The organism is Phytobacter sp. (assembly GCF_059074235.1).
The window spans coordinates 1-23049 of record NZ_JCACPZ010000006.1; the positions used below are offsets into that span (position 1 = coordinate 1).

18 protein-coding genes and 2 pseudogenes are annotated in these 23049 nt (G+C 52.5%); 19 read left to right on the top strand and 1 reads right to left on the bottom strand.

The annotated features are described in order from the left end of the window. Nucleotides 1-318: 318 nt before the first annotated feature. The 3 genes and pseudogenes from udk to asmA all read left to right on the top strand — a co-directional run bounded on the left by udk (nucleotide 319) and on the right by asmA (nucleotide 3505). A complete protein-coding gene (gene udk / locus AC5JPW_RS14580) occupies nucleotides 319-960 on the top strand; it encodes a uridine kinase (RefSeq protein ID WP_494241429.1) in 642 nt (213 codons plus the stop codon). An 81-nt stretch (nucleotides 961-1041) separates the two neighbouring features. Beyond that, nucleotides 1042-1623 carry a dCTP deaminase gene (dcd, locus tag AC5JPW_RS14585; protein WP_494241430.1) on the top strand — a complete coding sequence of 194 codons (582 nt, stop codon included), beginning with the start codon at nucleotides 1042-1044 and terminating at the stop codon, nucleotides 1621-1623. 25 nt (nucleotides 1624-1648) lie between these two features. Beyond that, nucleotides 1649-3505, top strand: a pseudogene (asmA, locus tag AC5JPW_RS14590) (outer membrane assembly protein AsmA). A 36-nt stretch (nucleotides 3506-3541) separates the two neighbouring features. Here asmA and AC5JPW_RS14595 read toward each other — a convergent pair. Further along, nucleotides 3542-5127: pseudogene (locus AC5JPW_RS14595) on the bottom strand (TerC family protein). A gap of 698 nt (nucleotides 5128-5825) precedes the next feature. On the opposite strand from AC5JPW_RS14595, the gene AC5JPW_RS14600 reads away from it, so the two are divergent. The 16 genes from AC5JPW_RS14600 to wcaJ all read left to right on the top strand — a co-directional run bounded on the left by AC5JPW_RS14600 (nucleotide 5826) and on the right by wcaJ (nucleotide 23045). Then, the gene (locus AC5JPW_RS14600) at nucleotides 5826-6965 is read left to right on the top strand and encodes a polysaccharide export protein (protein ID WP_494241432.1); all 1140 of its coding nucleotides are present in this window, start codon (nucleotides 5826-5828) and stop codon (nucleotides 6963-6965) included. 6 nt (nucleotides 6966-6971) lie between these two features. Next, nucleotides 6972-7415, top strand: a complete 444-nt coding sequence (gene wzb / locus AC5JPW_RS14605) for a low molecular weight protein-tyrosine-phosphatase Wzb (protein WP_494241433.1) — start codon at nucleotides 6972-6974, stop codon at nucleotides 7413-7415. 2 nt (nucleotides 7416-7417) lie between these two features. After that, on the top strand, nucleotides 7418-9580 hold the full coding sequence (gene wzc, locus AC5JPW_RS14610) for a tyrosine-protein kinase Wzc (protein WP_494241435.1): 2163 nt from the start codon (nucleotides 7418-7420) through the stop codon (nucleotides 9578-9580). A gap of 78 nt (nucleotides 9581-9658) precedes the next feature. After that, on the top strand, nucleotides 9659-10501 hold the full coding sequence (wcaA, locus tag AC5JPW_RS14615; protein ID WP_494241437.1) for a colanic acid biosynthesis glycosyltransferase WcaA: 843 nt from the start codon (nucleotides 9659-9661) through the stop codon (nucleotides 10499-10501). Then, nucleotides 10501-10992, top strand: coding sequence for a colanic acid biosynthesis acetyltransferase WcaB (gene wcaB / locus AC5JPW_RS14620; RefSeq protein ID WP_494241438.1), 492 nt, complete (start codon nucleotides 10501-10503; stop codon nucleotides 10990-10992). Before wcaA ends, wcaB begins: the two co-directional genes overlap by 1 nt. Next, nucleotides 10989-12206: a colanic acid biosynthesis glycosyltransferase WcaC gene (gene wcaC, locus AC5JPW_RS14625; protein ID WP_494241440.1), complete on the top strand. Its 1218-nt coding sequence runs from the start codon at nucleotides 10989-10991 to the stop codon at nucleotides 12204-12206. The genes wcaB and wcaC overlap by 4 nt, the downstream gene beginning before the upstream one ends. Continuing rightward, nucleotides 12181-13401 (top strand): colanic acid polymerase WcaD, encoded by a 1221-nt coding sequence (wcaD, locus tag AC5JPW_RS14630; RefSeq protein WP_494241441.1) that lies wholly within the window; start codon nucleotides 12181-12183, stop codon nucleotides 13399-13401. Before wcaC ends, wcaD begins: the two co-directional genes overlap by 26 nt. A gap of 13 nt (nucleotides 13402-13414) precedes the next feature. After that, nucleotides 13415-14161, top strand: coding sequence for a colanic acid biosynthesis glycosyltransferase WcaE (wcaE, locus tag AC5JPW_RS14635; protein ID WP_494241443.1), 747 nt, complete (start codon nucleotides 13415-13417; stop codon nucleotides 14159-14161). A gap of 38 nt (nucleotides 14162-14199) precedes the next feature. Continuing rightward, on the top strand, nucleotides 14200-14748 hold the full coding sequence (gene wcaF, locus AC5JPW_RS14640; RefSeq protein WP_494241444.1) for a colanic acid biosynthesis acetyltransferase WcaF: 549 nt from the start codon (nucleotides 14200-14202) through the stop codon (nucleotides 14746-14748). A 27-nt stretch (nucleotides 14749-14775) separates the two neighbouring features. Next, a complete protein-coding gene (gene gmd, locus AC5JPW_RS14645) occupies nucleotides 14776-15897 on the top strand; it encodes a GDP-mannose 4,6-dehydratase (protein ID WP_494241446.1) in 1122 nt (373 codons plus the stop codon). Between the two features lie 2 nt (nucleotides 15898-15899). Next, complete coding sequence (gene fcl / locus AC5JPW_RS14650) at nucleotides 15900-16865, top strand: GDP-L-fucose synthase (protein ID WP_494241448.1); 966 nt, start codon at nucleotides 15900-15902, stop codon at nucleotides 16863-16865. A gap of 2 nt (nucleotides 16866-16867) precedes the next feature. Then, nucleotides 16868-17341, top strand: a complete 474-nt coding sequence (locus AC5JPW_RS14655; protein WP_494241450.1) for a GDP-mannose mannosyl hydrolase — start codon at nucleotides 16868-16870, stop codon at nucleotides 17339-17341. Next, nucleotides 17338-18642, top strand: coding sequence for a colanic acid biosynthesis fucosyltransferase WcaI (wcaI, locus tag AC5JPW_RS14660; RefSeq protein WP_494241451.1), 1305 nt, complete (start codon nucleotides 17338-17340; stop codon nucleotides 18640-18642). The genes AC5JPW_RS14655 and wcaI overlap by 4 nt, the downstream gene beginning before the upstream one ends. Further along, entirely contained in the window at nucleotides 18639-20075 is a 1437-nt protein-coding gene (gene cpsB, locus AC5JPW_RS14665) for a mannose-1-phosphate guanyltransferase (protein WP_494241453.1), read from the top strand. The genes wcaI and cpsB overlap by 4 nt, the downstream gene beginning before the upstream one ends. A 119-nt stretch (nucleotides 20076-20194) precedes the next feature. Then, on the top strand, nucleotides 20195-21565 hold the full coding sequence (cpsG, locus tag AC5JPW_RS14670) for a colanic acid biosynthesis phosphomannomutase CpsG (protein WP_494242353.1): 1371 nt from the start codon (nucleotides 20195-20197) through the stop codon (nucleotides 21563-21565). A gap of 85 nt (nucleotides 21566-21650) precedes the next feature. Beyond that, nucleotides 21651-23045 (top strand): undecaprenyl-phosphate glucose phosphotransferase, encoded by a 1395-nt coding sequence (gene wcaJ, locus AC5JPW_RS14675; RefSeq protein WP_494241455.1) that lies wholly within the window; start codon nucleotides 21651-21653, stop codon nucleotides 23043-23045. Nucleotides 23046-23049: the final 4 nt, after the last annotated feature.

Here is a 23049-nt window from a genome sequence, read left to right on the forward strand (position 1 = left end):
CGGTGTCCGGACGAGTGAAAGATGAATTCGGGTTATGCTAGTACAAACAATTTACAATTCCTATGCTGTCTGCTCAGAATTTGACATCATAAGGATATTAATTACTTAGTCTGCGAAAAAAAGCGCCCGGGCGCTGTTATTTTAATCGCTTAAATTTGCGAAAAGTCACAACCTGTACCGAAAGCGTTCAACTTTCAGCTTATGCGGCATCCTGATCCTATTCGACTGGTATCATGGCCGTGAAATCCCTATAATTGCCGCGTTTGACGCTCCGGCGTCTCCTTCCTTTACATCCAGGTTAATCAGGTCGCTAAATTTATGACTGATAAGTCACATCAGTGCGTCATTATCGGCATCGCCGGCGCATCGGCTTCGGGTAAAAGTCTTATTGCCAGTACGCTTTATCGCGAATTACGCGAGCAGGTTGGTGATGAGCATATCGGTGTTATTCCAGAAGACAGCTACTACAAAGATCAAAGTCATTTGTCGATGGAAGAGCGCGTCAAAACTAACTATGACCATCCGAGTTCTATGGACCATAGTTTGCTGTTTCAGCATCTGCAAATGCTCAAAAGTGGTCAGGACATTGAATTGCCGGTTTACAGCTATGTTGAGCATACCCGCATGCCAGAAACCATCCATATTCAGCCCAAGAAAGTGATCATTCTTGAAGGTATTCTGCTGCTGACGGATGCGCGTCTACGTGATGAGATGAATTTCTCTATTTTTGTTGATACGCCGCTCGATATTTGCCTGATGCGCCGTATTAAGCGTGACGTTAACGAACGTGGACGCTCAATGGACTCGGTGATGGCGCAATACCAGAAAACGGTCCGCCCGATGTTCCTGCAATTTATCGAACCGTCCAAGCAGTACGCCGATATCATTGTTCCGCGTGGGGGTAAAAACCGCATCGCCATTGATATTCTGAAAGCCAAAATCAGCCAGTTTTTTGAATAATACATGATAGGCTGTACCCTTAAGTTAATTTGCTTAGCCCCTGCATTGTCTGGGGCGTAATGCACGAAAGGAGAAAGTGCCATGCGTCTGTGTGACCGCGATATTGAAGCCTGGTTGGATCAGGGCCGTCTGTCGATTCAACCGCGACCCCCTGTCGAGCGCATTAATGGTGCCACGGTGGATGTTCGTCTGGGCAACAAATTTCGCACATTCCGTGGGCACACCGCTGCGTTTATCGACCTGAGTGGTCCGAAAGACGAAGTCAGCGCAGCCCTTGAGCGCGTAATGAGCGATGAAATTGTGCTTCCCGAAGGAGAGGCTTTTTTCCTTCACCCCGGTGAACTGGCGCTGGCGGTGACTTTTGAGTCCGTTACGTTGCCCTCCGATCTGGTTGGTTGGCTTGATGGACGCTCTTCACTGGCGCGTCTGGGGCTGATGGTTCACGTCACCGCACACCGTATTGATCCGGGCTGGTCGGGCCGTATCGTGCTGGAGTTCTATAATTCCGGTAAGCTTCCGCTGGCGCTGCGTCCGGGCATGCTGATTGGCGCGCTGAGTTTCGAACCCCTGTCAGGACCCGCTGAACGTCCTTACAATCGCCGCCAGGACGCAAAATACCGCGATCAGCAAGGCGCTGTTGCCAGTCGTATCGACAAAGACTGAGTGATTCACAACCGCTGAGGCTGCCATGAGAAGAGTATTAACAACGCTGATGATTCTGCTGGTCGTGCTGGTTGCAGGCCTTTCAGCGTTGGTCATAATGGTCAACCCTAACGATTTTCGCGCCTATATGGTGCGTCAGGTGGAGGCGCGCAGCGGGTATCAGTTGCAGCTTGATGGTCCACTGCGTTGGCATGTCTGGCCGCAACTGAGCATTCTCTCCGGCCGTATCACCCTGACGGCACCGGGTGCTGAGCAACCGGTGGTTAAAGCGGACAACATGCGTCTTGACGTGGGTCTGTTACCTCTGCTTTCGCATCAGCTACAGGTCAAACAGGTGATGCTAAAAGGGGCGGTTATTCAGATTACGCCTCTAACACGCGTGCATCAGTGCAAAAAGGTGCGCCGGTCGCACCGAAAGAAAATACGTTGCCGCAAATCGCGGAAGATCGTGGATGGTCCTGGGATATTGCCCGCCTGCAGGTCGCCGATAGCGTGCTGGTTTTACAGCATGAAGGCGATGAGCAAGTGACTGTGCGCGATATTCGTCTGCAGATGGACCAGGATGCTCAACACCAGGCGACGCTCGATTTTTCGGGGCGGGTTAATCGCGATCAGCGGGATCTGAGCCTCGCTCTGAAAGCGAAAGTCGATGCCAGTGATTATCCGCGTAATCTCAATGCCGCCATCAGCGATCTGAAATGGCAACTTCAGGGAGGGGATGTCCCGCCTCAGGGAATCAGTGGCGAGGGCAATCTTACTGCCCAATGGCAGAGTGACCGTCAGCGTGTGACGTTGAGCAATATGCAATTGACGGCCAACGACAGCGCTTTCAGTGGTAAGGGTAGCGTAACGCTGACCGGTAAGCCTGAGTGGGCACTGGATTTGCAGTTTGATGCGCTGAATCTTGATAACCTCCTGGTCCTTGAAGATAACCCGGCGACCAATGAAGGGAGTACTCAGCAGGGGCAGAACCTGCAACCGCGTCTCCCGCGTCCGGTGATTGCCAGCAGTACCGTACAGCCGGAATACACCAGCCTGCGTGATTTTTCTGCCAACGTCTCTCTGACGGCCAAAAGTATTCAGTGGCGCGGTATGCGCTTTGATAATGTGAACGGTCAGTTTACCAATGATGCTGGCCTGCTCAGTATTACCACTCTGCAAGGGAAGATGGGTGAGGGTGATATCTCATTACCTGGCTACGCTGGATGTGCGTACAGACCAGTCGCAAGCTCAGTTCCAGCCGCGTCTGGATAACGTTGAAATTGGCACTATTCTCAAGTCCTTTGATTATCCGATTTCTTTGACGGGCAAGCTGTCGCTGGCTGGGGATTTCTCCGGTAATCGCATTGATGCCGATGATTTTCGCCGTAACTGGCAGGGTGATGCCCATGTCGAGATCAAAGACAGCCGTATGGAAGGGCTTAACTTCCAGCAGCTGATTCAGCAGGCAGTTGCCCGCAGCAGCGATGTCGAAGTGCAGGAAAACTACGATAACGCCACCCGGCTGGACAGCTTCCATACCGAACTGACGCTGAAAGACGGCATGATGACGATGGCCGATATGCAAGGGACGTCGCCGCTTCTGAGCCTCTCCGGCGAAGGCAAATTGGATTTGGTGAAAGAGCAGTGTGATACACGCTTCATGGTCCGTGTTCTTGATGGCTGGAAGGGTGACAGCAAGCTGGTGGAGTATCTGAAAGGAACGGCTATCCCCTTGACGGTCTACGGCGACTGGCAGTCACTAAATTACAGCCTCCAGGTTGACCAGGTCCTGCGCAAACATCTGCAGGACGAAGCGAAGCGCCGACTCAATGAGTGGGCGGATCGCAACAAAGACAGTCAGAACGGCAAAGATGTGAAAAAGCTGATCAATAAGCTTTGAGAATAGAATACGACGCCGGGGTTTCCCCGGCGTCTCTCAGACTTCGTAATCGAGGTCAGTCATCCTGATGCAGGGCAATAATCTGCACTTTCTGTACACGATGGCTCTCGACTTCCAGCGTTTTAAGCAAGTAATTCCCCACCTGCACCTCCTCTCCCTGGTTTTGGGATGCGCTGCATATACTCCATCAATAACCCGGCGATGGTGTGATACTCGCGTTTCTCATCCAGAGGCAGCGGCACAAATTGCACCAGGTCTTCCAGCGGCATATGGCCGTTTGCCGTCCAGCTACCGTCGCTGTTTTTCTGAATATCATGACGGGCGTCGATCTCTTCGACTTCGTTGGGCAAATTACCCGCGATGGTTTCCATCACGTCACTTAAGGTCACAATGCCCTCGACCGAACCAAATTCGTCGACCACAAATGCAAAGTGGGTTCGTGCGCTGCGGAACTGCTCCAGGGCCTGCAACAACGGCAAGCCTTCCGGGAAGACCAGCGGCTGGCGAATCAGTACTTTTAAATCCAACGGTTCACCGCGAAGCGACTGGGCCAGAAGGTCGATAATGTGCACCACGCCTAGCAAATCTTCTTCTTCATCCCGGCTTGTCACAACCATACGGGTATGCTGATTTTTCTCCAGCAAAGCGCGAATTTCCGCTTCCGGTGCGTTGAGGTCGATATGCTCAATATCGTGACGGGAGGTCATGATACTGCTGACCGTTCGCTGGTTAAGATTGAGTACCCGGCCAATCATCCTCCGCTCCTGCGGATTAAAGATTTGGCTGTCATCATGATCAGCGAGCATGGCGGCTGCATTGGCGTCCAGTTCGGCATCCTCTTTGCGTCCGCTCAGCAAGCGCATCACGGTTTCTGTGGTGCGCTGGCGCAGGGTCTGATTTGCCGACAGGAAACGACGACGGTTAAAGTTTGCCAGCTGGTTCAGGGCTTCAATCATCACCGAGAAGCCGATGGCAGCATACAAATAGCCTTTCGGAATGTGGAAGCCAAAGCCATCCGCAATAAGGCTAAAGCCGATCATCAGCAGGAAGCTCAAACAAAGAATAACAATGGTCGGGTGGTTGTTCACAAAGCGGGTGAGGGCCTTGCTGGCGAGCAGCATCAGTGAGATAGCGACGATGACGGCTGCCATCATGACTGCGAGGTGATCGACCATGCCGACTGCGGTGATGACCGAATCCAGCGAGAAAACCGCATCCAGCACCACAATTTGAGCAACCACGCTCCAGAATTTTGCCCCGCGCCTTTGGGTGGGGTTGTCGCTGTCTTTCCCCTCCAGCCGCTCATTGAGTTCAACGGTGGCTTTAAAGAGTAAGAAGAGGCCGCCGACGAGCATAATTAAGTCACGGGCGCTGAAGCTCAGGTCACGGAATGAGAAGAGCGGTTTGGTCAGTGTTACCAGCCATGAAATTGACGCGAGCAGAAGCAGTCGCATCAACATTGCCAGGACGAGTCCCGTCACGCGGGCGCGGTCACGTTGCGCTGGGGGTAATTTCTCCGCAAGTATCGCGATAAAGACCAGGTTATCAATTCCGAGCACCAGCTCGATCACAATCAGCGTGACGAGTCCTGCCCAAATTGAAGGATCGGCAATCCATTCCATCGTTTGCTTAACACCTTATGTAATATGACAATTGTCATAGAGAGATCATGGATAAAGCTGACCTGAATTGCAATGGTAGCCTACGATTTATCTTATAAATTTTCGGTGCAACATAATATATTTAATTTCATTTCCCCTTAATAAAAGTGAGATTATTATTTTTGGATATATTTATTAAAATTCGGATATTTCGCATGCGTAAGTGTAAGTAAGGAATTTGTCAACATCGAGAAATTCCTAAAATTCACGAATATTTGCTCTTAATATTAATCTTAAAAAGCTGTTTACGATCAGGATGTTACCTTGCCTGTAATTCGCTTAGCTGCAACAATTCCTCCAGCTAGTTTTAAATATACCCGTGAAGTTATTTTAAATGCATTTTATCAGCGTTAATTCTTATACCTGCCGAATCTTCCGTAATCAGGGAAATGCGTGAACAGACTGATGTGCGAGAGGTGTGAATCAATAACTTACTGTTTAATCAGTGGATTGGTAGCTGAAAGCCAAGGGCGGTAGCATGCCTGAAAGCGTGTCGAAACGTCTGGATTATTCTGTCAATAGCATGTGGTTGAATAAGCGGATTTTAGGACTGATACCAGTTAATTTAAGTTTCGATTAACTGCATTCTGTTTCCGTAGAGACTCAAACGCTTATTTAAATACACAGGATAATTACTCTGCAAAAGTGATAATTAATCAATGATGAAATCCAAAACGAAATTGATACCATTATTGGTGTCTATGACCTTGATGAGTGGCTGCACCGTACTTCCCGGTAGCAATATGTCTACGATGGGAAAGGATGTGATCAAACAGCAGGACGCTGATTTTGATTTAGACCGCATGGTGAATGTTTATCCACTAACCCCGCGTCTGATTGAACAATTACGTCCGCGACCCAACGTTGCCCAACCAAATATGTCGTTAGACCAGGAAATATCCAACTATGAATACCGAGTTGGACCTGGCGATGTGTTGAGTGTCACTGTCTGGGACCACCCGGAACTGACAACGCCTGCGGGCCAATACCGTAGTTCCAGCGATACGGGTAACTGGGTTCAACCGGATGGCACGATGTTCTACCCCTATATTGGCCGCGTGCGTGTAGTCGGGAAAACACTGGCAGAAATCCGCAGTGATGTTACCAGCCGCTTAGCGACGTACATCGCTGACCCGCAGGTGGACGTTAACATCGCTGCCTTCCGTTCACAAAAAGCCTATGTGTCAGGTCAGGTGGCGAAATCTGGCCAGCAGGCGATCACCAACGTGCCGCTTACCGTGCTCGATGCGGTCAATGCGGCAGGTGGTCTGACCGACACCGCCGACTGGCGCAACGTGGTTCTGACCCATAACGGCAAAGAAGAACGTATTTCACTGCAAGCCCTGATGCAGAATGGCGACCTGAGCCAGAACCGTTTGCTCTATCCGGGCGATATTCTCTTCGTGCCGCGTAATGACGATCTGAAAGTGTTCGTGATGGGCGAAGTGAAGAAACAGAGCACACTTAAAATGGACTTCAGTGGTATGACGCTGACTGAAGCGCTGGGCCAGGCAGAGGGTATCGATCTGACCACGTCCAACGCCAGCGGCATCTTCGTGATTCGTCCGCTGAAAGGTGAGGGCGGTTCGAAAGGCAAAATTGCCAACATCTACCAGCTTGATATGTCCGATGCGACCTCACTGGTCATGGCAACGGAATTCCGTCTCCAGCCGTATGACGTAGTGTATGTCACTACTGCGCCGGTTGCTCGCTGGAATCGTCTCATCAATCAGTTGCTGCCAACCATCAGTGGCGTTCGCTACATGACGGACACGGCACGCGACATTCATACCTGGTGATGCGCGATGTTTAACAAAATTCTGGTGGTGTGTGTGGGGAATATTTGCCGTTCCCCCACGGCAGAGCGGCTGCTGCAAAAATATCAGCCTGCATTAACGGTGGCGTCCGCAGGGTTGGGGGCGCTGGTGGGGAAAAGTGCTGATGCTCAGGCCGCGCGCGTGGCAGAGCAAAATGCCCTCTCACTTGAGGGCCACATCGCCCGGCAAATTTCCGGGAAGATGTGTCGGGACTACGACCTGATTCTGGTCATGGAGAAGCGGCATATCGCCGCACTGTGCGAAATCGCGCCGGAGATGCGTGGCAAAGTGATGCTCTTTGGTCACTGGGATGGAGAACGGGAGATTCCTGACCCTTACCGCAAAAGCCGCGATGCCTTCGAGGCCGTTTACACCTTAATTGATCAGTCTGCCCGTCAGTGGGCGCAGGCGCTTAACGCTCAGCAGGGATAACAATGACCGAGAAAACACACCATTCTGCCGCCCCGGTGGCGGGTAGTGACGAAATCGACATTGGCCGTTTGATCGGTACGGTCGTCGAAGCCCGCTGGTGGGTGCTGGGGATTACCTCCCTTTTTGCCGTGGCGGCCATTATCTATTGCCTGTTTGCCACACCCATTTACAGCGCGGATGCACTGGTACAAATCGAGCAGGATACCGGGAATTCACTGGTACAAAACCTCAACAGCGCGCTTTCCAATAAGCCGCCAGCGTCCGAAGCAGAAATTCAGCTGATTCAGTCCCGTATGGTGCTGGGTAAAACGGTTGACGATCTGGATCTCGACATTGCGGTAACCAAAAATACCTTCCCGGTGTTTGGTTCGGGTTGGGATCGCCTGATGGGACGGCAAAATGAGACCGTAAAAGTCACCCAATTTGTGGTGCCGAAAGGCATGGTGGAGCAAACCTTCACCCTGACGGTGCTCAGCCCAAAACAGTATCAGCTCACCAGTGACGGCGGCTTTAGCGCCAAAGGGGAAGTCGGTCAGACGCTCTCCAAAGACGGCCTGAGTATGATGGTTAGCGGCATTGCGGCGGGAACGGACAGCGAATTTACCGTCACCAAGTTCTCCACACTTGGCATGATCAACAATCTGCAAAACAACCTGAGCGTGACGGAAAACGGTAAAGATACCGGCGTACTGAGCCTGAGCTATACCGGTGAAGACCGTGAACAAATCCGCGCGATCCTCAACAGCATCACGACAAACTACCTTGAGCAGAATATTCAGCGTAAATCGGAAGAGGCGGCGAAAAGCCTCGCCTTCCTCGATAAGCAACTGCCGGAAGTACGCGGCAAGCTGGATATCGCTGAGAACAAACTCAATACCTACCGTCAGGAAAAAGACTCTGTCGACTTACCGCAGGAAGCGAAAGCGGTGCTGGATTCGATGGTTAACATCGACGCGCAGCTCAACGAACTGACCTTTAAAGAAGCGGAAATCTCCAAGCTCTATACCAAAGTCCACCCGGCGTACCGCACCTTGCTGGAAAAACGTCAGGCGCTGGAAGATGAAAAAACCAAGCTCAACAACCGCGTGACGGCGATGCCAAAAACGCAGCAGGAGATTGTCCGACTGACGCGTGACGTGGAATCGGGCCAACAGGTTTATATGCAACTGCTTAACAAACAGCAGGAACTGCGTATTACCGAGGCCAGTACCGTGGGTGATGTGCGCATTGTCGACCCGGCAATTACCCAGCCTGGCGTGCTGAAACCGAAGAAAGCGCTGATTGTTCTGGGCAGCATTATTCTTGGGCTGATCCTCTCCGTGGTGGTGGTTCTGCTCCGCTCACTGTTTAACCGCGGTATCGAAAGCCCGCAGGTGCTGGAAGAACAGGGGATCAGCGTCTACGCCAGCATCCCGCTTTCAGAATGGCAAAAAGCGCGTGACAGCGTCAAAACCGTCAAGGGTGTCAAGCGTTACAAGCAGAGCCAGCTACTGGCGGTGGGTAACCCGGCGGATCTGGCCATTGAAGCGGTACGTAGTCTGCGTACCAGCCTTCACTTCGCGATGATGCAGGCCAACAACAACGTCCTGATGATGACCGGGGTCAGCCCTTCAATTGGTAAAACTTTCGTCTGTGCCAACCTCGCAGCGGTGATCAGTCAGGCCAATAAACGCGTGCTGATGATCGACTGTGATATGCGTAAAGGCTACACCCACGAACTGCTCGGGACCGATAACGTCAACGGCCTGTCGGAAATACTGGTTGGCAAAGGCGCTATCGAAAATTGTGCGAAACACACCTCCATTCCGAATTTCGATTTGGTTCCTCGTGGTCAGGTGCCGCCCAACCCCTCTGAACTGCTGATGAGTGAACGCTTTGCGCAACTGTTGGCCTGGGCGAGCAAAAACTACGACCTGGTACTGATTGATACCCCGCCTATCCTGGCCGTTACTGATGCGGCCATTGTGGGTCGCCATGCTGGCACGACCTTGATGGTCGCCCGTTATGCGGTGAACACGGTGAAAGAGGTGCAGACCAGCCTGAGCCGCTTCGAACAAAACGGCATTCAGGTCAAAGGCGTCATCCTCAACTCTATCTTCCGCCGTGCGACCGGTTATCAGGATTACGGTTACTACGAGTACGAATACAAATCGGATAGTAAATAACGTTTTCCCCTCACCCTAACCCTCTCCCAGTGGGAGAAGGGCCGGGGTGAGGGGGAAATAGACCAATCGGGGAAAAAAATGACCACAGAACGTCCATTAATCTCGATTTATATGCCGACGTGGAACCGTCAGCAGCTGGCTATTCGCGCCATCAAATCGGTGCTGCGCCAGGATTATAGCCACTGGGAAATGGTTATCGTCGATGACTGCTCAACCACCTTCGAGCAGCTGCAGCAGTTTGTGAACGATCTCGGGGACCCGCGCGTACGTTACACCCGCAACCCGTTTAATTCCGGTGCCTGTGCCGTTCGCAATCAGGCCATTATGCAATCGACCGGTCAGTTCATTACCGGTATCGACGACGATGACGAGTGGACACCCGATCGTCTGTCGGTCTTCCTTGAGCATCGTGACCAACTGAAAACGCGGGCGTTTCTCTACGCCAATGACTATGTTTGCCAGGGCGAGGTGTATTCGCAGCCTGCCAGCCTGCCGCTGTACCCGAAATCACCGTTTTCCCGCAAATTATTCTACAAGCGCAACATCGTGGGTAATCAGGTGTTCAGCTGGTCATGGCGCTTTAAAGAGAGCTTGTTTGATACTCAACTGAAAGCAGCTCAGGACTATGACATCTTCCTGCGCATGGTCGAGCAGTACGGGGAACCCTGGAAAATCGAGAAAGCGACGCAGATCCTGCACATCAATCACGGTGAAATGCAGATCACCTCGTCGCCAAAAAAATTCTCCGGTTATTTCCATTTCTACCGTAAGCACAAAGCAAAATTCGACCGGGCCAGCAAGAAGTACCAACTGTTTACGCTCTATCAAATCCGCAATAAGCGGATGAACTGGCGCACCTTACTCACCCTCTTTTCCGTGCGTAACGGCAAACGTCTGGCCGATGGCCTGCGGGGGAAATAATGCGTCTGGAAGATTTTCGCGCCAATCAATGGAGCCTGCGCCCGTGCTGTATGGTCGCGGCTTACCGCATCGCCCATTTCTGCTCGGTGTGGCGTAAAAAAAATGTCCTCAACAACCTGTGGGCGGCCCCCGTGCTGCTGGCCTATCGTTTTATCACGGAATGCCTGTTCGGCTACGAAATCCAGGCAGCGGCGACCATCGGGCGGCGCTTTACCATTCATCATGGCTACGCGGTGGTGATTAACAAGCATGTGGTTGCAGGGGACGATTTCACCATCCGCCATAGTGTCACCATCGGTAACCGTGGTGCCCAAAGCCTGGCCTGTCCGGTGATTGGCAATAACGTCGAACTGGGGGCTAACGTGGTACTGCTGGGCGATATCGTCATCGGTAACAACGTGGTCATCGGGGCAGGCAGCGTGGTGCTGGACAGTGTGCCGGATAACGCGCTGGTGGTGGGTGAAAAAGCACGCGTGAAGGTGAGAACATGAACATTTTACAATTTAACGTTCGCCTCGCTGAAGGCGGTGCCGCTGGCGTGGCGCTGGATTTACACCAACGTGCGTTACAGCAGGGTATGCACTCTCGCTTTGTGTATGGCTATGGCAAAGGCGGCAAAAAAAGCGTGAGCCATGATGCTTATCCGGATGTGATTAAACAGACGCCACGCCTGACCTCTATTGCCAATCTGGCGCTGTTCCGTCTGTTCAATCGCGATGTCTTTGGCAATCTGAATAATCTCTACCGTACCGTGAGCCGCACGCCTGGCCCGGTGGTGCTCCATTTTCACGTTATGCACAGCTACTGGCTGAACCTTGCGGACGTTGTGGCTTTTTGCCAGAAACTAAAGGCCCATAAGCCGGACGTGACCTTCATCTGGACGCTGCACGATCACTGGAGCGTAACCGGACGTTGTGCGTTTACCGACGGCTGTGAAGGCTGGAAAAAAGGCTGCCAGAAATGCCCAACACTGGCGAATTACCCGCCGGTAAAAGTCGACAGGGCGCATCAACTGGTGGATGAAAAACGCCATCTGTTTAACGAAATGATGGCATTGGGTTGCCAGTTTATCTCCCCGAGCCAGCACGTTGCAGATGCCTTTAACAGCCTTTATGGGGCAGGGCGCTGCCGTATTATCAATAACGGCATTGATGTGGCGACCGAGGCTATCCTGGCTGATTTGTCTTTGGTAATGGTAACGCAGGGGCGTCCGAAAATCGCCGTGGTGGCTCATGACCTGCGTTACGACGGAAAAACTAACCAGAAGTTGGTTCGCGACGTGATGGCGTTAGGTGAAAAGGTTGAACTGCACACCTTTGGCAAGTTTTCACCCTTTGAAGGTTCAAACGTGGTTAACCACGGTTTTATGACCGATAAGCGCAAATTAATGAGTGAGCTCAACCAAATGGATGCGCTGCTTTTCACCTCAAGAGTGGATAACTACCCGCTGATCTTATGCGAAGCGTTGTCGATTGGCGTGCCGGTCATTGCAACCCACAGTGACGCAGCGCGTGAAGTGCTGGATAAATCCGGTGGTAAAACCTTCAGTGAAGAAGAGGTTCTCCCGCTGGTGCAGCGCTCAAAAGCGGAGATTGCGGAGGCTGTTTTTGCCACTTCACTGGAGGCGTTCAGCGCCCGCAGCCGCGTGGCCTATAGTGGGAAACAGATGCTGGAGGAATATGTCTCGTTCTATCAGAGTCTGTAGCTATCTCCTGCTGCCGCTGATTTACCTGCTGGTGAACGTCAAAATTCTCCAGCTTGGCGAAAGCTTCCCGATAACCATTGTGACCTTTTTACCGCTGCTGCTGCTCTTGTACGTTGACAAGATCAACCTGAAAAAGTTGATGATTGCACTGGGGGCTGGGGCAGGGCTGACGATTTTCAACTACCTCTTTGGCCAGTCATTGAATGCCGGTAAGTACGTCACCTCCACCATGCTGTTTGTGTATATCGTTATTATTATTGGCATGGTCTGGAGTATTCGCTTTAAGACTATCTCTCCGCATAACTACCGCAAGATACTGCGCTTTTTCTGGCTGGTGGTGGGGGTGATCGTGATGCTGGCCGCGGCAGAAATGGCGCAAATTATCCTCAGCGGCGGCAGTAGCCTGATGGAGATAATTTCGAAATATCTGATTTACAGCAACAGTTACGTGCTGAATTTTATCAAATTTGGCGGTAAGCGAACCACGGCACTTTATTTCGAACCGGCCTTCTTCGCTCTGGCGTTAATCTCAATTTGGCTCAGCATCAAACAGTTTGGTATCAAAACGCCAAAGACAGATGCTATGATTTTGGCAGGGATAGTTCTTTCCGGATCGTTTTCAGGGGTAATGACCTTTATCTTGTTTTATTTGCTGGAGTGGGCTTTCCAGTATCTGAACAAAGACGCGATCCGTAAGAAATTACCTCTGGCTATTATTTCATTGGCCGTATTTGTAGTCGGGGTTGTGTTCGCCTTTCCTTATATTGCGGAACGTCTCGGTGATTTAGGAACGGAAGGCTCATCCTCATATTATCGCATCATCGGTCCGCTTGTTATGGTGGGATATTCTCTAACCAATGTTGACGGCGTCGTAAGATTCGGCTCACTTTACGAATATGTTGCATCATTCGGAATCTTTAACGGTGCAGACGTCGGTAAAACCATAGACAATGGACTGTATCTGTTAATTATTTATTTTTCGTGGTTCGCTGTAATATTAACCGCGTTGTATCTGGTGAAAGTCGCAAGGATGACGGTGAACGCATTTGGTGATAATCAGAATTATCGTGTTCAGCTTTATCTCTTTACTCCTATATCGTTGTTTTTTACGGGGTCGATTTTTAGTCCGGAATACGCTTTCTTAATTGTTTGTCCGTTTATTCTACGCAAGGCGTTGAATATAACGAATTCCTGATGAGGTGTGTCACATGCTGCTAAGTATTATTACCGTTGCATTTCGAAATTACGAAGGCATTGTGAAAACCTGGGCCTCGCTGGCGCATTTGGCTCAGGCACAGGGCATCACCTTTGAGTGGATTGTTGTTGACGGTGGTTCTCAGGATGGCACGGCTGAATTCCTGGAAAACCTCAATGGACAGTACCACTTACGTTACGTCAGTGAGAAAGATAAAGGCATCTATGATGCCATGAACAAAGGGATTGATATGGCAAACGGTCGTTTTGCCCTGTTCCTGAACTCCGGTGATATTCTGCATGAAGACAGTGTTAACGTTATTCAGCAGCTGGCGAAAAAACGTGACAATGCGATGTACATTGCCGATGCGTTATTAGATTTTGGCGACGGTAACAAAATCCGCCGTGGCGCGAAGCATGGCTGGTATATTTACCACAGCCTGCCGGCTAGCCATCAGGCTATATTCTTCCCGATGAATGGTCTGAAAACTTACCCCTACGATTTACAATATAAAGTCTCCTCTGATTACGCACTGGCGGCCAGAATGTTCAAAGGCGGTTTCCCGTTTAAACGTCTGACTGGATTAATCTCCGAGTTCTCTATGGGCGGCGTGTCAACCTCGAATAATCTGGAATTATGTCAGGATGCACGAGATGTCCAACGGAAAATATTACGCGTGCCAGGTTTTTGGGCGCAGCTGTCATATCTTTTACGTTTGAGAACCACCGGCAAAGCGAAAGCCTTATATAACAAAGCTTAGTTAAAAAAGAACATAGCGCACTGATATAAGGAAAACCAATGCAAGAGTTACAAGGATTCTCGGTGCCGAAAGGCTTTCGGGGCGGGAATGCTATTAAGGTTCAGCTGTGGTGGGCTGTACAGGCGACATTATTTGCCTGGTCACCACAAGTTATGTATCGCTGGCGTGCATTTTTGCTCCGTTTATTTGGCGCAAAAATCGGAAAAAACGTAGTCATTCGACCGTCAGTCAAAATTACTTATCCGTGGAAATTAACCCTTGGCGATTACAGCTGGGTGGGTGATGACGCGGTGTTATACACCCTGGGCGATATTTCGATTGGTGCAAATTCGGTGATATCGCAGAAGTGTTATTTGTGTACCGGTAGTCACGATTATATGAGCGCGCATTTTGATATTTATGCGCAGCCGATTGTGATTGGCGACAAATGCTGGCTGGCGACGGATGTATTTGTCGCTCCCGGCGTACGCATCGGCGACGGAACGGTGGTCGGTGCGCGTAGTAGTGTTTTTAAGACGCTTGCGGCAAATATGGTTTGCCGTGGCAATCCCGCAGTGGTGATACGCGAACGCGTAGAAACTGAATAATTTCTGATAAGTACAGAGGAATATAATATGTCTAAAGTCGCTCTCATCACCGGCGTAACCGGGCAAGATGGCTCTTATCTGGCGGAACTGCTTCTGGAAAAGGGTTACGAGGTTCACGGCATTAAACGTCGCGCTTCTTCGTTCAACACCGAGCGTGTGGATCATATTTATCAGGATCCGCACACCAGCAACCCGAAATTCCACCTGCACTACGGTGACCTGACTGACTCCTCCAACCTGACGCGCATCCTGCAGGAAGTGCAGCCGGATGAGGTCTACAACCTGGGGGCGATGAGCCACGTTGCGGTTTCGTTTGAATCTCCGGAATACACCGCCGACGTTGACGGCATGGGTACACTGCGTCTGCTGGAAGCCATTCGTTTCCTCGGCCTTGAGAAGAAAACCCGTTTCTACCAGGCGTCCACCTCTGAGTTGTACGGTCTGGTGCAGGAAACCCCGCAGAAAGAGACCACGCCGTTCTACCCGCGCTCTCCGTATGCTGTAGCGAAACTCTACGCCTACTGGATCACCGTCAACTACCGTGAATCCTACGGCATGTACGCCTGTAACGGCATTCTCTTCAACCACGAATCCCCGCGTCGTGGCGAAACTTTCGTGACCCGCAAAATTACCCGCGCGATTGCCAACATTGCCCAGGGGCTGGAGTCCTGCCTGTACCTCGGCAACATGGATTCGCTGCGTGACTGGGGTCATGCCAAAGACTACGTGAAAATGCAGTGGATGATGCTGCAACAGGAAAAACCAGAAGACTTCGTGATTGCCACCGGCGTGCAGTACTCCGTTCGTCAGTTCGTGGAAATGGCCGCAGCACAGCTGGGTATCAAACTGCGCTTTGAAGGCAAAGGCGTGGAAGAGAAGGGCATCGTGGTCTCGGTGACCGGTCATGACGCGCCGGGCGTGAAACCGGGTGATGTGATGGTGGCTGTTGATCCGCGTTACTTCCGCCCTGCGGAAGTGGAAACCCTGCTGGGTGACCCGACTAAAGCACACGAAAAACTGGGCTGGAAACCGGAAACCACCCTGCAGGAAATGGTCTCCGAGATGGTGGCGCACGATCTGGAAGCAGCGAAAAAACACTCGTTGCTACGTGCCCACGGTTACGAGGTTGCCATCGCGCTGGAGTCCTGAGCATGACCAAAAAACGTATCTTTGTCGCGGGTCACCGCGGCATGGTCGGGTCGGCGATTGTTCGCCAGCTTGAGCAGCGTGAAGATGTGGAGCTGGTGCTTCGCAGTCGCGACGCGCTCGATCTTCTTGACCCTGCCGCTGTTAACGCCTTCTTTGCTGCTGAACACATTGACCAGGTTTACCTGGCGGCAGCCAAAGTGGGCGGTATTGTCGCCAACAACACGTTCCCGGCAGATTTCATCTACGAGAACATGATGATTGAGAGCAACATCATTCACGCGGCGCATACGCATGACGTGAATAAGCTGTTGTTCCTCGGTTCATCCTGTATCTACCCGAAACTGGCGCAGCAGCCGATTGCGGAAAGTGAGCTGCTGCAGGGGACACTGGAAGCGACTAACGAGCCGTATGCGATTGCTAAAATTGCGGGCATCAAACTGTGCGAGTCCTATAACCGCCAGCATGGCCGCGACTATCGCTCGGTAATGCCGACGAACCTGTACGGGCCGAATGACAACTTCCACCCGAGCAATTCCCATGTGATCCCGGCACTGCTGCGCCGCTTCCATGAAGCCGCCATCAGTAATGCGCCGGATGTGGTGGTATGGGGCAGCGGCACGCCAATGCGTGAGTTCCTCCACGTGGATGACATGGCAGCCGCCAGCATTCATGTGATGGAGCTGGACGCAAGCGTGTGGCAGGAAAATACCCAGCCGATGCTGTCGCACATTAACGTCGGTACCGGTGTCGATTGCACCATCCGCGAACTGGCACAGACCCTGGCGCAGGTGGTGGGCTACAAAGGTCGCGTGGTGTTCGATGCCACTAAACCTGACGGTACGCCACGTAAATTGCTGGATGTGAAACGTCTGCATGCGCTGGGTTGGTATCACGAGATTTCACTGGAGCAGGGGCTGGCAAGCACCTACCAGTGGTTCCTTGAAAACCAACAGCGGTTCCGGGGGTAAGCATGTTTTTACGTCCGGAAGATTTTGCCACGGTGGTGCGTTCAACCCCGCTCATCTCCATCGATCTCATCGTGGAGAATGCCAGCGGAGAGTATCTGCTCGGAAAGCGTACCAATCGTCCTGCTCAGGGTTACTGGTTCGTGCCGGGTGGTCGGGTGCAAAAAGATGAGCCGCTGGCTGTCGCTTTTGAACGCCTGACGCTCGCTGAACTGGGTGTGCGTCTGCCGATGTCGGCCGGTGAGTTTTACGGTGTCTGGCAACACTTCTACGACGACAACTTTTCCGGTAGCGACTTCAGCACGCATTACATCGTGCTGGGGTTCCGTCTGCGCCTGGAAAGCGACACGCTGGTGTTGCCGCCGGATCAACATGATGACTACCGTTGGTTGACGCCGGACGTATTAATTGCCGACCCGCTGGTGCACGACAACAGCCGCGCTTACTTTCAGGAAGCGCGTGGAGTGCCTGGACTATGAAAATCCTCGTCTACGGGATCAATTATTCGCCTGAACTGACCGGTATCGGCAAGTACACAGGCGAAATGGTGGAGTGGATGGCGCAACAGGGCCATGAGGTCCGGGTGATTACGGCGCCGCCGTATTACCCGGAATGGAACGTGTCAAAACCTTATTCGCGTTGGCGTTACCGCCGTGAAACAGGGGCGGCAACGGTGTGGCGCTGCCCGTTATATGTGCCGTCGCAGCCTTCAACGATTAAACGCCTGATCCATCTGACCAGTTTTGCCATCAGCAGCTTTTTCCCGCTGATGGCCCAGCGTAGCTGGAAGCCGGATCGCATCATCGGTGTGGTACCGACGCTGTTTTGCACGCCGGGTATGCGTCTGCTGGCGAAACTCACCGGCGCACGTACCTTGCTGCATATTCAGGATTATGAAGTCGACGCCATGCTCGGTTTAGGCATGGCCGGGAAGGGGAAAGGCGGTACGGTGGCGAAGCTTGCCAGTGCGTTTGAGCGCAGCAACCTGCTCAACGTTGATAACGTCTCGACCATCTCCCGCTCAATGATGAACAAAGCGCGGGAAAAAGGGGTGAACGCCGACCGCGTGATCTTCTTCCCTAACTGGTCTGAAGTCGCCCGTTTTCGCGATGTTGATGGCGAAAGTGTGGCGCAGTTAAAGCGTCAGCTTGGCCTGCCGGATGATAAAAAAATCATTCTCTACTCCGGCAACATTGGTGAGAAGCAGGGGCTGGAAAACGTGATTGCGGCTGCCACATCGCTTCGTGAACAGCCGTGGCTGTTCGTGATTGTCGGGCAGGGCGGTGGCAAAGCGCGACTCGAAAAGCAGGTGCAGGAAAACGGGCTGGATAACGTCAAATTTTACCCGTTGCAGCCGTACGATGCGCTGCCTGCGTTATTAAAGATGGCCGATTGTCATCTGGTGATTCAAAAGCGTGGCGCAGCCGATGCAGTACTGCCGTCCAAACTGACCAATATTCTGGCGGTGGGCGGTAATGCGGTGATCACCGCAGAGGCAAGCACCGAACTCGGTGAACTTTGCCAGACCTTCCCCGGTATTGCAGTGTGTGTTGAGCCCGAATCCGTTGCGGCATTAACGATCGGGATAGAACAGGCGTTGTTGATGCCGCATACCAACACGGTGGCACGTGAATATGCCGAAAACGCGCTCGAGAAAGAGAGCGTACTTACCCAGTTTATGACAGATATTTCCCATCGTGATCCGGTGGCCGGCAAGGCGCAGTCTGCGTCTTCGCAAAGCGAAAATCTGAACTACGAAGGAAATGGGGATAAATCATGAGTCAAACACAATTGTACCCGGTCGTGATGGCCGGAGGCTCTGGTAGCCGTCTGTGGCCGTTGTCCCGCGTGCTTTACCCGAAACAGTTCCTGTGCCTGAAAGGCGAACTGACCATGCTGCAAACCACGGTCTGTCGGCTGGATGGTGTGGAGTGCGAAAGCCCGGTGGTTATCTGTAATGAACAGCACCGATTTATCGTCGCTGAGCAGTTACGCCAGCTCAACAAGCTGACGGAAAACATCATTCTTGAACCGGCAGGACGGAACACCGCTCCGGCGATTGCCCTGGCGGCGATGGCGGTGAAACGCCATAACCCGAAGGCCGATCCGCTAATGCTGGTGCTGGCGGCTGACCACGTGATTGCCGATGAAGAGGCGTTTCGTACCTCCGTGCGACAGGCCATTCCCTGGGCCGAAAAAGGCAAACTGGTTACCTTTGGGATCGTGCCGGATATGCCTGAAACCGGTTATGGCTACATCCGTCGCGGAGACGTGGCGCAGGGGCAGGAAGACGCAGTGGCCTTTGATGTGGCGCAGTTCGTCGAAAAACCAAATCTGGAGACCGCGCAGGCATATGTCGCCAGCGGGGAATACTACTGGAACAGCGGCATGTTCCTGTTCCGTGCCGGGCGCTATCTGGAGGAACTGAAAAAGTATCGTCCGGATATCTACAGCGCCTGTGAACAGGCGATGAACGTCACTGACCCGGATCTTGACTTCATTCGTGTGGCGGAAGAACCGTTCCTCGCCTGCCCGGATGAGTCCATCGATTACGCCGTCATGGAAAAAACGGCTGATGCGGTGGTGGTCCCAATGGATGCGGGCTGGAGCGATGTCGGCTCCTGGTCATCACTTTGGGAAATCAGTGCACATACCCCAGAGGGAAACGTGCATCACGGCGACGTTATCAGTCATGAAACGGAAAACAGCTTCGTCTACGCGGAGTCCGGTCTGGTCACCACCGTCGGCGTGAAAGATTTAGTGGTGGTTCAGACCAAGGATGCGGTGCTGATTGCCGACCGTAACCACGTCCAGGACGTGAAAAAAGTGGTTGAGCAGATCAAAGCGGAAGGCCGCCATGAGCACCACATTCACCGCGAAGTGTATCGCCCCTGGGGCAAGTATGACTCCATCGATGCGGGTGACCGTTATCAGGTGAAACGCATCACCGTGAAACCGGGGGAGGGGCTGTCGGTGCAGATGCACCATCACCGCGCCGAACACTGGGTTGTGGTGGCAGGTACCGCGAAGGTGACCATCGATGAAGACGTGAAGCTGCTGGGTGAAAACGAATCTATCTACATCCCACTCGGCGCTCGTCACTGCCTGGAAAATCCAGGAAAAATACCGCTGGATCTGATTGAAGTGCGCTCCGGTTCGTACCTCGAAGAGGACGATATTGTGCGCTTCGAAGACAGATACGGACGCATTTAGCTCTATCCTGGCTGCCGGATAACGCAGGGCGTAACCGGCAGACGAAAGAGCAGAAATAACACTCAACAAAATTTCTCCGCAGCGGAGAGGGCGAACTGTTGCCTGAAAACGAGGTAATGATGGAAAAATTAACCTGTTTTAAAGCTTACGATATTCGCGGCAAGCTGGGTTCAGAACTCAATGAAGATATTGCCTGGCGCATTGGTCGTGCCTATGGCGAATATTTAAAGCCGAAAACTATCGTGCTGGGTGGCGACGTCCGTTTGACCAGCGAAACCTTAAAACTGGCGCTGGCAAAAGGGTTGCAGGATGCAGGCGTTGATGTGCTGGATATCGGACTTTCCGGCACCGAAGAGATTTACTTTGCCACCTTCCACCTTGGTGTGGATGGCGGTATTGAAGTCACCGCCAGCCATAACCCGATGGATTACAACGGCATGAAGCTGGTGCGCAAAGGCGCACGTCCTATCAGTGGCGACACCGGACTGCGTGACGTTCAGCGTCTGGCCGAAGCGAATGACTTCCCGCCAGTGGATGAAGATAACCGCGGCAGCTACGAGAAAATCGATCTGCGCGACGCCTACATTGACCATCTGCTCAATTATGTCGACCTGTCTAACTTCACACCGCTGCGTCTGGTCATTAACTCCGGTAACGGCGCGGCAGGCCCGGTGATTGACGCCCTGGAAGCGCGCTTTATCGAGCGCAATATCCCGGTCACCTTTATAAAAGTCCACAACACGCCGGACGGCAATTTCCCTAACGGTATTCCTAACCCGTTGCTACCTGAGTGCCGCGACGATACCCGTAATGCGGTGATTGAACACCGCGCGGATATGGGGATCGCTTTCGACGGTGACTTTGACCGCTGCTTCTTCTTTGACGGGGGTGGCCAGTTCATCGAGGGTTACTACATTGTCGGCCTGCTGGCACAGGCGTTCCTCGAGAAGAACCCGGGCGGCAAAATCATTCATGACCCGCGTTTGTCCTGGAATACTGTCGATGTGGTCAAGGCCGCCGGTGGTGAGCCGGTGATGTCGAAAACCGGTCATGCCTTTATTAAAGAGCGCATGCGTCAGGAAGATGCCATTTACGGCGGCGAGATGAGTGCGCACCACTACTTCCGTGACTTCGCCTACTGCGACAGCGGCATGATCCCGTGGCTGCTGGTGGCAGAACTGCTCAGCCTGCAGGGTAAAACCCTCGCCGAGATGGTGCAGGACCGCATGCTGGCCTTCCCGGCGAGCGGTGAAATCAACAGCACTCTTGTGAAACCCGCTGAAGCGATTTCCCGGGTGGAGCAACACTTCCATGCCACTGCGCTGAGCGTCGACCACACGGATGGCATCAGCATGACCTTCCCGGACTGGCGCTTCAATTTGCGCTCCTCTAACACCGAGCCGGTGGTGCGCCTCAACGTCGAATCACGTGGCAATGTGGCGCTCATGGAGGCACGAACACAGGACATTCTGGCGCTGTTGAATCAGTAATCCATGTTTCTCCCCTTAACCCGGCTCTCTCCCAACGTGGTGGCGAGGGCGGGGCAAGGGGCAGAACTAATGAACAGGTAAAACGATGACAAATCTAATAAAGCGCGACCGGGCCAGAACGAATGCATCGTTAATCTCCATCGTGCAGCGATTTTCAGACATCACCATTATGTTCGGTGGGTTATATGTGGTCTGCAGGCTGAATACGTTGCCCTTCTTTTATCAGCATCTGCTGATGGCCCTTATCACCCTGGTGGTGTTTCAGATGATCGGCGGCATGACCGATTTTTATCGTTCATGGCGTGGCGTTCGTTTTATGACCGAGCTGGTTTTACTGCTGCAAAACTGGACGTTGAGTTTTGTGTTCAGCGCCGGTCTGGTGGCTTTTCGCAGCGAACTCAACAATACCTTTGCCCTCTATTTCGCGTGGTACATGTTAAGCAGTTCCGGGCTGATTATCTGCCGTGGCGTGATCCGCTTTGCCGCAGGCTGGCTACGTAATCATGGCTATAACACGCGGCGGGTTGCAGTGGTGGGGGATCTTCCTGCCGGGCAAGCCCTGTTAGACAGTTTTCGCAATGAGCCGTGGCTGGGGTATGAAGTCGTCGGTGTTTACCATGACCCGAAACCCGGTGGCGTCAGCAGTGACTGGATGGGTAATTTCGAACAACTGGTGGATGATGCCCGCGCCGGAAAAATGCACAACATCTATATCGCCATGTCGATGAACGATGCGGCCTGCATTAAAAAACTGGTGCGCGATCTCGCCGATACCACCTGCTCAGTGATCCTGATTCCGGATGTTTTCACCTTCAACATTCTCCATTCGCGTATTGAGGAGGTGAACGGTGTGCCGGTGGTACCGCTGTATGACACACCACTCTCCGGTATTAACCGTGTGCTTAAGCGTCTCGAAGATATCGTGCTGGCTTCGCTCATTCTGATGCTCATCTCCCCGGTACTGGTGGGGATCTCTCTGGCAGTGAAATCCACCTCTTCAGGTCCGGTGATTTTCCGCCAGAAACGTTACGGCATGGACGGGAAGCCCATCATGGTGTGGAAGTTCCGCTCCATGAAGGTGATGGAAAACGACAAGGTGGTCACTCAGGCCACGCAGAACGACCCGCGCGTGACCAAAGTAGGGAGCTTCTTGCGCCGCACGTCCCTCGATGAGCTGCCGCAGTTTATCAATGTGCTGACCGGGGGGATGTCGATTGTTGGTCCTCGCCCGCATGCGGTTGCGCACAATGAACAATACCGCCAGTTGATCGAAGGCTACATGCTGCGCCACAAGGTGAAACCGGGCATTACCGGCTGGGCACAAATCAACGGCTGGCGCGGCGAGACCGATACGCTGGAAAAAATGGAAAAACGCATTGAATTCGATCTGGAGTACATCCGCGAGTGGAGCCTCTGGTTCGATATCAAAATTGTTTTTCTGACCATTTTTAAAGGCTTTGTTAATAAAGCGGCGTATTAGGGAG

Coding starts and splice junctions, on each gene's coding strand:
- udk (WP_494241429.1), top strand. CDS start 319: ATGACTGATAAGTCACATCAGTGCGTCATTATCGGCATCGCCGGCGCA.
- dcd (WP_494241430.1), top strand. CDS start 1,042: ATGCGTCTGTGTGACCGCGATATTGAAGCCTGGTTGGATCAGGGCCGT.
- AC5JPW_RS14600 (WP_494241432.1), top strand. CDS start 5,826: ATGATGAAATCCAAAACGAAATTGATACCATTATTGGTGTCTATGACC.
- wzb (WP_494241433.1), top strand. CDS start 6,972: ATGTTTAACAAAATTCTGGTGGTGTGTGTGGGGAATATTTGCCGTTCC.
- wzc (WP_494241435.1), top strand. CDS start 7,418: ATGACCGAGAAAACACACCATTCTGCCGCCCCGGTGGCGGGTAGTGAC.
- wcaA (WP_494241437.1), top strand. CDS start 9,659: ATGACCACAGAACGTCCATTAATCTCGATTTATATGCCGACGTGGAAC.
- wcaB (WP_494241438.1), top strand. CDS start 10,501: ATGCGTCTGGAAGATTTTCGCGCCAATCAATGGAGCCTGCGCCCGTGC.
- wcaC (WP_494241440.1), top strand. CDS start 10,989: ATGAACATTTTACAATTTAACGTTCGCCTCGCTGAAGGCGGTGCCGCT.
- wcaD (WP_494241441.1), top strand. CDS start 12,181: ATGTCTCGTTCTATCAGAGTCTGTAGCTATCTCCTGCTGCCGCTGATT.
- wcaE (WP_494241443.1), top strand. CDS start 13,415: ATGCTGCTAAGTATTATTACCGTTGCATTTCGAAATTACGAAGGCATT.
- wcaF (WP_494241444.1), top strand. CDS start 14,200: ATGCAAGAGTTACAAGGATTCTCGGTGCCGAAAGGCTTTCGGGGCGGG.
- gmd (WP_494241446.1), top strand. CDS start 14,776: ATGTCTAAAGTCGCTCTCATCACCGGCGTAACCGGGCAAGATGGCTCT.
- fcl (WP_494241448.1), top strand. CDS start 15,900: ATGACCAAAAAACGTATCTTTGTCGCGGGTCACCGCGGCATGGTCGGG.
- AC5JPW_RS14655 (WP_494241450.1), top strand. CDS start 16,868: ATGTTTTTACGTCCGGAAGATTTTGCCACGGTGGTGCGTTCAACCCCG.
- wcaI (WP_494241451.1), top strand. CDS start 17,338: ATGAAAATCCTCGTCTACGGGATCAATTATTCGCCTGAACTGACCGGT.
- cpsB (WP_494241453.1), top strand. CDS start 18,639: ATGAGTCAAACACAATTGTACCCGGTCGTGATGGCCGGAGGCTCTGGT.
- cpsG (WP_494242353.1), top strand. CDS start 20,195: ATGGAAAAATTAACCTGTTTTAAAGCTTACGATATTCGCGGCAAGCTG.
- wcaJ (WP_494241455.1), top strand. CDS start 21,651: ATGACAAATCTAATAAAGCGCGACCGGGCCAGAACGAATGCATCGTTA.